11 protein-coding genes are annotated in these 11,012 nt (G+C 70.2%); all 11 read left to right on the forward strand.

The genetic code is table 11. From position 1 onward, the window contains the following. Window positions 1-102 precede the first annotated feature (102 nt). The 11 genes from ABD296_RS47425 (at window position 103) to ABD296_RS47475 (ending at window position 10,940) form a co-directional block, all read left to right on the forward strand. The gene (locus tag ABD296_RS47425) at window positions 103-681 is read left to right on the forward strand and encodes a hypothetical protein (protein ID WP_344284413.1); all 579 of its coding nucleotides are present in this window, start codon (window positions 103-105) and stop codon (window positions 679-681) included. Continuing rightward, complete coding sequence (locus tag ABD296_RS47430) at window positions 672-1,016, forward strand: hypothetical protein (protein ID WP_344284416.1); 345 nt, start codon at window positions 672-674, stop codon at window positions 1,014-1,016. Before ABD296_RS47425 ends, ABD296_RS47430 begins: the two co-directional genes overlap by 10 nt. 116 nt (window positions 1,017-1,132) lie before the next feature. Then, entirely contained in the window at window positions 1,133-1,795 is a 663-nt protein-coding gene (locus ABD296_RS47435; protein WP_344284419.1) for a hypothetical protein, read from the forward strand. Between the two features lie 98 nt (window positions 1,796-1,893). Beyond that, entirely contained in the window at window positions 1,894-3,216 is a 1,323-nt protein-coding gene (locus ABD296_RS47440; RefSeq protein ID WP_344284422.1) for a hypothetical protein, read from the forward strand. Beyond that, on the forward strand, window positions 3,206-4,681 hold the full coding sequence (locus tag ABD296_RS47445) for an SCO6880 family protein (RefSeq protein WP_344284425.1): 1,476 nt from the start codon (window positions 3,206-3,208) through the stop codon (window positions 4,679-4,681). The genes ABD296_RS47440 and ABD296_RS47445 overlap by 11 nt, the downstream gene beginning before the upstream one ends. 40 nt (window positions 4,682-4,721) lie before the next feature. After that, a complete protein-coding gene (locus ABD296_RS47450; RefSeq protein ID WP_344284428.1) occupies window positions 4,722-6,143 on the forward strand; it encodes a hypothetical protein in 1,422 nt (473 codons plus the stop codon). Beyond that, complete coding sequence (locus ABD296_RS47455; protein WP_344284430.1) at window positions 6,140-7,954, forward strand: type IV secretory system conjugative DNA transfer family protein; 1,815 nt, start codon at window positions 6,140-6,142, stop codon at window positions 7,952-7,954. The genes ABD296_RS47450 and ABD296_RS47455 overlap by 4 nt, the downstream gene beginning before the upstream one ends. A gap of 79 nt (window positions 7,955-8,033) precedes the next feature. Further along, window positions 8,034-8,432, forward strand: a complete 399-nt coding sequence (locus tag ABD296_RS47460; RefSeq protein WP_344284433.1) for a DUF4913 domain-containing protein — start codon at window positions 8,034-8,036, stop codon at window positions 8,430-8,432. A gap of 44 nt (window positions 8,433-8,476) precedes the next feature. Continuing rightward, window positions 8,477-9,271 (forward strand): hypothetical protein, encoded by a 795-nt coding sequence (locus ABD296_RS47465; RefSeq protein ID WP_344284435.1) that lies wholly within the window; start codon window positions 8,477-8,479, stop codon window positions 9,269-9,271. Window positions 9,272-9,305: 34 nt separating this feature from the next. Next, window positions 9,306-10,133: a hypothetical protein gene (locus ABD296_RS47470; RefSeq protein WP_344284438.1), complete on the forward strand. Its 828-nt coding sequence runs from the start codon at window positions 9,306-9,308 to the stop codon at window positions 10,131-10,133. A 51-nt stretch (window positions 10,134-10,184) separates the two neighbouring features. Continuing rightward, window positions 10,185-10,940, forward strand: a complete 756-nt coding sequence (locus tag ABD296_RS47475; RefSeq protein WP_344284441.1) for a hypothetical protein — start codon at window positions 10,185-10,187, stop codon at window positions 10,938-10,940. Window positions 10,941-11,012: the final 72 nt, after the last annotated feature.

Below are 11,012 nucleotides of genomic sequence, written 5' to 3' on the forward strand. Positions count from 1 at the left end.
CGTGTTGGCTTGTGAAGAAGTTGTTTGGTGATGCTTGCGCTCCACAAGTCTGCCACTTACTGTAATCATTCATCAACTCAGAGCAATGATTCGGGGGTATGGGTGAGCCTGCGCCAAACCAGAACGATCTGCCCCGCACCAGCCACAGAACCGGGCGCGGCGCCGGGCGTCGAGCCGGAGGCGCTGGATGTGGTGGTGGTCGGCGCGCACGGCGGCGCCGGCGCCTCCACATTGGCGGCGCTGCTGCCGGCGGTGTGGGACATGGGCTCGATCCAGCTGTTGCTGGAGCTGGACCGTGCACTACTGCGCGCCAAGGGACGGCCGATCGTGCTGGCAGTCCGCAACACCGCGGCGGCAGCCACGCGCGCGACCGCAGCGATCGGGGTCCTGCACGACTGGGAGGAGCAGGTGGCGGCGCTGGCGATCGTCAGCGACGGCGGCCCGGAGTCACGGGACGCGACGGCCCGGTTCGCGCTGCTGGAAGCGCGTGTCGGTGGCATCGTGCGTGTCCCGTACGTCCGGCAGCTGCGGCTGGTGGAGGACCCGGCCGAGGTCGTCCTGCCCGGTAAGGCGCGACACGCCATCGATCAGCTCCGCCGGCTGGCCGGCCAAGCCGGTGCGGACGTGGCGGACGTGGCGGCACGCCGTGGAAAGGACTGCGGGGAGGTGGGATGTCGCTGATGTTCCTCATCCTGCGCATAGCCCGGGTCGGTCGGTTGCTGGAGGAGTCGTGGCGGCTGCGACCGCAGGTCGGTCTCGGGGTGCCGGTGCCCGATCCGCCGCCGGCGCCGCCGCCGGGGATGGACGCCAAGATGAACACGCTGCTGTCGTGGGGCAAGTGGGGCGTGCTGATCTGCGGCGTCGCCGGACTGTTCATCTGCGCCGGGCAGATGGCCATCGGCCGCAAGAACCGGTCCACCTTCGCCGCCGACGGCGCCACCGGCATCCCCTGGGTCCTGGGCGGACTCAGCCTCGCCGCCACCGCAGCCCCCATCGTCGGGGTGTTCTTCAAATGACCCGACTCCAGCTCCCTGATCCCGTCAGCCGACGTACCGGCGCACGGCACCCCCGCTCGTCGCGGTGGGGGTCGGGCGGTCGACTGTTCGCGGTCGCCATTGTCAGCGGTGCTCTCGTGGGCGCATGCACTGACTTCGCCGTGCACGGTCCCGACCCGACACCCGCGGTCGTGCGGCCGAGCACGTCGCTTCCCTCTCCCGCGCTGGGGATCGTGCCGGCGCCGCAGGTGTCGTTCGCCGCGGTGTCCTGGCGGGACTACCACGAGGTCACCCTCCCCTACTCCGCCGCTGACGGGCCACGCAGCACCGGCGGTGATCTGGCGTCCGGGTTCGCGCGCACCCCGCTCGGGGCGCTGCTGGCCGCGGTGCACATTGCGGTGCGCGCGAACGCTCAGTGGGGGCCGAAGGTGTTCGAGCCCACCATCACCAAGCAGGTCATCGGCCCGGATGCTTCATCGTTGCTGGCCGCGACACAGGGGCTGTACGACAAACGGCACGGGCATCTCCCGGACGGTGCGGCGCTGGGGCGTGCCTACGTGGTGCTGGAGGGATTCCGCTGGCAGGGCTACTCCCCCGACTCCGCCAGCCTCGATCTGGTGTCCGCCGGGCCTGGCGACAGCGACATGACGGTGCGGGCCGCCACCCGCATCGAGCTGCAGTGGGGAGACAGCGACTGGCGGGTCATCGCTCCGCCCGGCGGTACATGGGGCGGTTCAGCAGCCTCCATCCCCTCCGCGGACGGTTACGTGCGCTTCCCGAACGGAGGCGGCGGCTCATGACGACGTTGGTCTTGCTTCCGTGGGATCCGTGCTCGTCGGTGCTGGACCCGGGGTGTGTGCAGACGGTCGACAACGACGACCATCCGTGAGGTCCGCCTATGCCCGACATCCCTGGCGAGATCGGTAGCAATGCCTTGGAGGATGCGGCCAAGGCGTTTCAGTCCGCGGTCGGGTGGCTGATCTCGCACTCGGCGTCGTGGTGGGTGAGGAAGCCCTCGCCGAACCTGGAGACCGAGTCGGCGATCGGGTACCTGCAGGTGCTGGTGCAGCCGTTGACGATCGCGGTCGCGGTGCTGGCGCTGCTGGTGGTCGCCGCGAAGATGGCGCTGACCCGCAAGGCCAACCCCGCGGTCGACGCCGGCCGCGGTCTGGTGGTGCTGGCGGCGGTCACCGCGATCGGGACGGTGCTGCCGAACCTGCTGCTGCAGTGGGGCGACCAGTGGTGCGGCTGGGTGCTGGACGCCTCGTCGCACGGCGACTTCGCCAAGCGGATGGCCGAGATCGTCGTCATCCCGGCCGGGACGCCCGCCGCGCTGGTGCTGGTGCTGTGCCTGGTCGCCCTGTTCATCGGGATCATCCAGGCGTTGTTGCTGCTGTTCCGCGGCGCCGCCCTGATCATCCTGGCCGGGCTGCTGCCGCTGGCCGCAGCCGGGGTGATCACCACCGCGACGCGGTCGTGGTTCACCCGCGTCGGGGGCTGGATGCTCGCGCTCATCTTCTACAAGCCCGCCGCCGCTGCGGTGTATGCGACGGCGTTCACGCTCATCGGGAGCGGGAAGAGCCTGCATTCGGTGCTGATGGGGTTCGCGATGATGCTGATCAGCCTGATCGCGTTCCCGGTACTGCTGAAGTTCTTCACCTGGACCACCGGCGGCGCCGAGTCCAGCAGCGGCGGCGGCATCCTCGGCGCGCTAATGGGCGGCGCCACCGCGCTCGGGGCCCTGCGCGGATACGGCGCTGCCAGCGGCTCTGCCGGTGGAGGGCGAGGAACAGCCGGCGAGCACGCCGACTACCTCAGCCAGCAACTAGGCGACCACGCCACCAGCCCGTCCGGCGACGAAACGCCCTCCCAGCCATCGCCCGACCCGCAGCAGACACCCTCTGGCCCCGCACACCCCAGCTCTCCCGATCCCCCGGTCCCCGATCCGAGTGTCCCGTCCGGCGGTGCCCCGCCGGGCTCCGAACACTCGGACGCCACCGGACAGACAACGTCGGGGACCAGCGCTGGGGGCTGGGCGGGCCCGGACGGCGGCCACGGCGAACCCGCGGGGCCGGCGACCGTGCAGACGGCCGATCGCGAGCGGCACCGCGGAGAGGACACGCTGCGCTGGATGGGCAACCCCACCGGCTCCACCGACGCCGGCAGTCCCGGCGGGCCGTCCGGTGCGGCCGGTGCAGGGGGTGGTGCAGGTGGGGCATGACATCCGCACCTACGGTGGCTGGCGGCGCCGGCACGGCATCGGGCTGCTCGGGCTGGACACCACCGCGACCTTCCTCGCCCTGGGCGCGGCGCTGCTGCTGGTCCTGGTCGCCGCGACCGTCCCCGCCGCACTCATCTACCTGCTGCCACCGATCGCCCTGGTCGGCGGGCTGGGTCTGATCCGGGTCGGCGGAGTGCCGGTCGGGCGGCTGGTGGTGGCGCGGTGCCGGTGGCGCTGGGCGGTACTGCGCGGCCACAACCGCTACCGCGCCGGCGTCGTCATCGACCATCCCCGCGCGTTCCAACTGCCCGGGGTTCTCGCGCCGTTGACGTTGCTGAGTGCCGAGGACGGTTACGGCGGGCGGTACGGGATTGTGTGGGATCGGCGCACCGGGCTGCTCACCGCGACCTTGCGGGTGGTGCCGGCCTCGACCTGGCTGGCCGACCGCACCGACGCCGACACCTGGGTCGCGGCCTGGGGCGGCTGGCTCGCTGCCCTCGGCCATATGCCCGCCGTCCGCTGGGTCACCGTTACCGTCGACACCGCGCCCGAGCCCGGTTCCACCCTCGCCGACGCTGTTCACCAGGCTGTCGTGCCCACCGCACCTGAGCAGGCGCGGGCCATTATGACCGAGCTGGTGCGGGCGGCCCCGACCGCGGCCGCTGATGTCGACACCCGCGTCTCGGTCACCTTCGCCCCCAAGGCATCAGCCGCTTCCCCCAAGGATCTGTTCGAGGCGGTCGCCGACCTCGGCCGCACCCTGGACGGGCTGGCGTCCCGGCTTGGCGGCTGCGGAGTGTCGATGCTGGGCCGAGCGACCGCAGCGGAGATCGCCGGGACGGTGCGGACCGCGTTCGACCCGCACGCCCGCGGCGAGGTCAACCGCATACTGACCAGCACCCAAGCCGACGAGGCTTTGACCTGGTGTGATGCGGGCCCCATCGCCGCGACCGAGTACACCGGCCACTACGAGCACGACGGCGGCGTCTCGGTCAGCTGGGCCTGGCATGAACCGCCCCGCCAAAACGTCCGCTCCGACATCCTGGCCCGCCTGGTTGCGCCCGGCCCGTTCCCCAAACGCGTCACCCTGCAGTACCGGGCGCTGCCTGCCGCAGCGGCCAGTCGCGTCCTGCAGCAGGAGGTGAACGCGGCGGCGTTCCGTGCCCAGTTCCGGCGCCGGACCGGCCGGGATGAGACCGCCCGCGACAGCTGGGACTCGGCGCGCGCCCGGCAAGCCGCCACCGAGGAGGCGATGGGCGCCGGTGTGTGCCTGGTGTCGATGTACGCCACCGTCACCACCACCAACCCCGAGCAGCTGCGCCGCGCCGTCGCGCACGTCGAGGCGTCCGCCGACGCGGCCAAGATCCGGCTACGGCGCCTGTGGGGCAGCCAGGCCGCCGGGTTCGCCACCACCCTGCCGTGCGGCATCTGCCCACCCGAACTCTCCCACCGCCTCCTCCACTGAACCGGAGCACACCCTGTCGCCGAACCTCGAAACACAAGCCATGTCCGAACCACTGGCCCCGCCGTGGGGCTGGCACGGTCCCGACGCCGGACGAGCAGCGCACATTGAGCCCGCGCCGGAATTCCAAGCCACCACCAGCCAGGTCTGCGGCCTCTACCCCTTCACCGCCGGCTCCGGTACCCCGACCGTCGGCACACCGATCGGACGCCACCAACTGTGGGGCGAGGTGGTCTGCCTCGACCCTCTGGCCTGGCTGCGTGAAGGGCTGGTGACCAACCCCGGCATGTTCGTCCTCGGACAACCCGGCACCGGGAAGTCCACGCTGGTGAAGCGTCTGGTCACCGGGGCCGTCGCCACCGGAACCACCCCGATAATCCTGGGCGACACCAAACCCGACTACACCCGCCTGGTCGACTACCTCGGCGGGCAGGTCATCCGGGTCGGACGCGGCGTCGACCGCATCAACCCCCTCGACGCCGGCCCACTAGACCAAGCACGGCGACGTCTCAGCGGAGCTGACGCCGAGACACTGCGCTGGGAAGTCCGCTCACGGCGCCTGTCGCTGCTGCTGGCGCTGGCGACGCTCGTCCGCGAGTCCCGCATCACCAACGCCGAAGAGGTCGTCCTCGGGCGCGCCATCGACCTGCTCGACGATCGCCTGGACCACGCACCCACCATCCCCGACGTCCTGCACATCCTGGAACAAGGACCCGACGAGCTGCGGTCGGCGACCCGCACCGACACCGGCACCGCCTACCGCGCCCAGACCCGCGACCTGGTCTTCACCCTCGACCTGCTCATCTCCGGCTCGCTGGCCGGCGTCTTCGACGACGCCACCACCCACCCCCTGAACCTGGACGCACCGGCGATCAGCGTCGACATCTCCCGGGTCCGCGCCGCCGGCGACAAGCTCCTCACCGCCGCGATGCTGTGCACCTGGGCCTACGCCTTCGGCATGGTCGACGCCGCCACCGCCCTGGCCGACCTGCACGCCGCACCCCGCCGCTCCTACCTCGGCGTCATGGACGAACTGTGGCGCGCACTGCGCGGCGCACCCGGCCTGGTCGAACACGCTGACGCCCTCACCCGCCTCAACCGCGCCAAAGGCATGGCCTCCATCATGATCACCCACTCCCTCGCAGACCTGGACGCCCTAGCCACCGAAGAAGACCGCGCCAAAGCCAAAGGCTTCGCCGACCGCTCCGCCATCACCGTCCTGGCCGGCCTCCCACCCCGCGAACTCACCCGCGTGCACGAGATCACCCCCCTCACCGGCCCCGAACAACACCTGGTCACCTCCTGGTCGGCACCCGACTCCTGGCAGCCCGGCGCCCGCCACCCCGGCCGCGGCAAGTACCTGATCAAGACCGGCGAACGCCTCGGCATCCCCGTCGAACTCTCCCTCGTCGGCCCCGAAGCCGACCTCTACGACACCGACCAAGCCATCCGGGCCACCCCATGACGCGAGCTCTCGGACCCCGTGCCTCGATCCTCGACTCCAACGCCGGCCCGGCCTGGCTGGTCCTGGCCGGCTGCTGGTCGCCGGTCGCCGCGCTGGCGCTGGTGTGGGCGTCAGCGAAGCTTGCCTCGGCCGTGGCCGGCGGCACCGTCGCGCCGTTCGGCACCGACTTCGCCCTCGTTCTCGTCCGGCACCAGTTCCAACGTGCCTGGCCAGAGACTCCAACGCCACTCGTTGCGCTCGTCCTCATGCTGCTACTCGTCGCCCTCGGCAGCACACTATGGGTGGCCTGCCGGCGCATCGCAGCACGACTCCCACAGCCCGGCGATGCCGTCGCCGCACTCGCCGACAACCCCGGCCTCACCGAACTCCAACCCCCCGCGACCGCGCAACAAGCCGTCGCCTTGCGCCGCTCCCTCACCGCACCCCCCGAGCAGCTCAACCGCGACGACATCGGCCTGGTCCTCGGCGACGTTCTGCTGCCCGGCGACCGCACCGGGCCCACGCTGTTCGCCTCCTTCGAGGACACCGTGGTCGCGTTCATGGCGCCCCGCTCGGGCAAGACCACCACCCAGTCGATCCCGCACGTGCTGTCCGCGCCCGGCCCGGTCATCGCCACCAGCAACAAAGCCGACCTCTGGGCCGCTATCTCCACCGTCCGCGCCGAACGCACCAACGGGAAAACGTGGCTGTTCGACCCGCAGCACATCACCTACCAACCCCAGACCTGGTGGTGGAATCCCCTCGCCGGGCGGACCACCGTCGAGGACGCCCACCGCCTGGCCGGACACTTCGTCCTCACCGTCGACGACGGCCAGAAAAAGGACCTGTGGGGACCGGCCGCCCAAGACCTGCTGTGTGCACTGTTCCTGGCCGCCGCCACCTCCGGCCGCTCCCTGCACCACATCGCCCAATGGCTCGACGAACCCGCCGTCCCCACCCCAATCGAGCTGCTGCAAGAGGCCGGCTTTCAGCTGATGGCCTCGTCGTTGAGGGGCACCCAGAACGGTGCGGTGGAGACCCGCGACGGGATCTACCAGACCGCCCGCACCGCCGCCAAAGCCCTGCGCGACCAGGAAATCCTCGCCTGGGTCACCCCCGCCCGAAACCTGCCCGTCTTCGACCCGCACACCTTCGCCGGCACCCTCGACACCCTCTACCTGCTGTCCAAATCCCTGTCGGCCGCGGCGCCGCTGATCGCCGCGCTCACCGACACCACCATGCGCGCCGCCGAACGCCGCGCCGAACAATCCGGCGGGCGCCTCGATCCGCCGCTTGTCGTTGCGCTGGATGAGGCCGCCAACATCTGCCGCATCGCCGACCTGCCCCAGCTGTACTCCCACCTCGGATCGCGCGGCATCATCCCGGTCACCATCCTGCAGAGCTACGAACAGGGCGTCACCGTCTGGGGCGAACCCGGCATGGCCGCGCTATGGGGGGCCGCCACCCGCAAACTCATCGGCGCCGGCATCGACTCACCCCGCCTGGTCCGTGACCTGGCCACCCTCATCGGCCAACACGACGTCCCTGTGCGCTCCATCACCTACAACGACGGACGCGCCAGCGAACAAATCTCGCTGCGCCGCCAGGAAATCCTCGACGCCGCCGACATCCGCGCCCTCCCCAAAGGCACCGCACTCCTGCTGGCCACCGGCACCAAACCCGCCCTCATTCGGTTGCGTCCCTGGTACCGCGGCCCGCACGCCGCTGCCATCAACAACGCCATCATCACCGCCGACACCTCCATTGCCCAAGCCGCCCGTCGCCACTACGACCAGCCCGAACGCGCTCAACGGCCCGAGCTGGACGCCTGAGTTCCCCACCACTGTCCAAGGAACCCACCTAGTGAAAGGTCACGTCGCCACGACCTCACCCAGGACTCCAGGAGGCTCAATGCCCACCGAAGACCCCTCATCCAGCCCCCAGAAGCTCAAGCCGCTGTACCCCGGCCTTGCCAGCTGGGTGACGACCCACTTCGTTCCCATGTACCGCCGCACGCTCGGCGGGGAGTTCCGCTGGTGCGCCCAGTGGTGGCACCACGGTGAGGCGATCTCTCGCCTCACCGCGCTCTGGTACGCGTGGGAGGCGATGCGCCTGCAAGGCGCCACCGGCATGGCCCTGTGGTATCGCGACCACCTCGACCACCAACTCCCCGTCCTCCTCGGCCCCCGCGGGCCCTTCTACCAATGCACCGAGGACGAACACCTCACTCCGCACGAGGCCCGCGTCGCGCCGGTCCCCGACGGCTGGCTCGGCCCCGACCAGGAACTCTCCCTGCCAGCCGAGGTCTGACCGAAGCCCGTCACCACAGCTCATGCCACTGACTGGAGACCCGCATGCCCGACCGCATGGAAGCCACCGTGCTCGCACTCGATGCCTACGAGAAGCACCTGTTCGGCGGCCTGGCCAATGGCCATCGCAACGACCACAGAGAGGCCGAAGGACTCCTGCACTCTCTCGTCGCCGACCTTGTCCGCGACGGCGAAGGCAACCATCTGGACGTCGTCGACCTGATGGACGCCCTCATCCAAGCTCGCATCGACCGCGGCGGCGCCATCACCAACCCGCGCTACAGCTTCCGCATCGACACCGAGGTCCAGTTCCGCGACCGCGACACCGACCACCACCGCGGCTTCATCACCGAACTGAAATCGACCGGTCCCGATCCCGGGCGCGACACCGAATGCACGCTCCGCATCCCCGGCATCCTGGAACCACGCCACGTCACCACGTCCGAACTCGTGCCGGCCAGTCGAATGGCGCCGATCTCGACCCGGACCGCCGGCACCGTCTTCTCCGCCCAGGCAGCCGAGCAGACCCTGATCAGCATGCTCACCCACCTGCGCACCGATCACCAAACCGCAGGCCGCGATCCGCAGCTGCTCACCGACCTGGCCGAGCTGTCCACGACACTGGCCGCCTGGTCCGGCACCACCTCCGACCAGGTCCTACGCCACCTACGCCACCATGCCGGCCAGCACACCGCAGACGAATGCCCCTCAGCTGCTCGCTGCGCCGCGGCTTCGTTCCCCAACGACAACGCCGCCGACCTCGCCCGCGAACCGCTCCCCCAACCCGCAGCCACCCGCCCGGCTTCAGGCGGGCCCGACTCTCGTTCACGCCTGAAGTGACCCCGCACCATCTGCATCCCACGGAGGTACCTGGATGCCCGATCCCGGTGACGCCGTCGCCGCCGCGCTCGACGCCTACCAGCGCGAGCTCCTGCCTCGCGACCTTCCCGGCCACCACGCTGACCCGGCGCTGGCCGAGTCGCTCGTCCAATCGTTGATCGAGCAGCTCGCCCGCTACGCCGCCCAACACGGCCTCGACCTGCACGACACGCTCGAGGAACTGCACCAGCGCCACATCGACCGCGGCGGAACCGACACCGATCCCGTCCACAATTTCCGGCTCGGCGGCCAGGTGCAGTTCCGCCGGCAGGAAACCGTTACCGGAGCCACGCCGCGGTACCCGCGTTGGCGCGGCTTCATCACCTCCCTCAGCGAAGCGCCGGGCGGCGATGCCCGCTGCACAGTGCGGGTCCCGGGCATCGCCAACAGGGTGTACGCGGCAGCGTCCGAGCTCGAACCGGCCGACTCGCTCCTACCGGTCGCCACGCGAACAGCCGGGATCGTTCACCATGCACGCGATGCCGAAGAGACGATCGTCACCCTCACCGCCTGGCTCCAGCGCAACCCCGACACCGTCCCGGTCACCTACCAGGAAAAGCTGGACGACGTAGCGCGGCTGTCGAAGGCCCTGGCGAACTGGTCCGGGGGACGGCCCGAAGGGATCGCTCATCGCCTTGCCGCACGCGTTTCGGACACGGCCCGGCGAACAGACACACCGCCCGCCGACAGCACCGGTCTGGCTTCGGTCGCCCGGCTGGCCGCGACCGGGTTCCCACAAGGCCCCACACCCATTCGGCCTGACGCCCCGGCTCCTGTGACCAGGCTGCCGGATCGATCCAAGCGGCATCCGCGCCGCCCCTAGGGCACTGCAGCGCCCCGAATCACCAGCCCACCGAGACCGCATGGAGGTCGTATGACCGAAGCCGGCGCCGAAGAGTTCGCCGCGTTCGGAGCCGCAGCTCTCGATGCCTTCCAAGCCCTCTTCGAGCAGACCGAGGACCTCGACCACCGCACCAACGACGAGGACGCACGCGAGCTGATCAGCGACCTGCTGATCGACCTCATGCACTACAGCGAACGACGCGGAATCGAGTTCAACGACATCGCCGCCCAAGCCCAGGCCTACTACGACACCGAACGCGACAACCCCAACGCTTTCGCCATCGGCTCGACCGTCCAACTCCAAGGCCCCGCCGCCGACGAGGCCATCCTGCTGGGGCAGCCGACCCATGGCAGCGTCACCGGAGTCTTCGTCTCCCACCAGGGCCAGACCGAGTACTACGTGCACTTCCTCGGACGGAACAAGAACCAGGCCGTCCTCACCGCCGACCTGGAGCCCGCACCACCGTTCCCCACCATGACCACGACCAAGGGAGTCGTCAACGACCCGCTCAAGGCCGAGCAGCTCCTAGTCGAGGCGGCAACACGCATCGCTCTCGCGGACGTACACGGCAGGCAACCCACCTGGGACGACCTACGCGATCACCGGATTCTGCTGGACTCGCTCACATCCTGGAACGGCATGGACGAGCGCAACGTCACCGACCTGCTCCTGAGCAAGGTCGCCGACCATCTGGACGCAACCGAGCCCGGTAACCTACCGGCCCCCGCGTCACGGCAGCCCAGCACAGATCTCACGCCAGCGCAGCTCGCCACCCAGGCATTCTGAGCTTCCCCCCGTTTCACGGCCACGTGACCTGAGTTGGCCGTGGGCCAACGGGGAAGGACGTGTCTCGTGCCG

This window comes from Actinomadura napierensis, from assembly GCF_039529375.1.
GTDB classification, from domain to species: Bacteria; Actinomycetota; Actinomycetes; order Streptosporangiales; family Streptosporangiaceae; genus Spirillospora; species Spirillospora napierensis.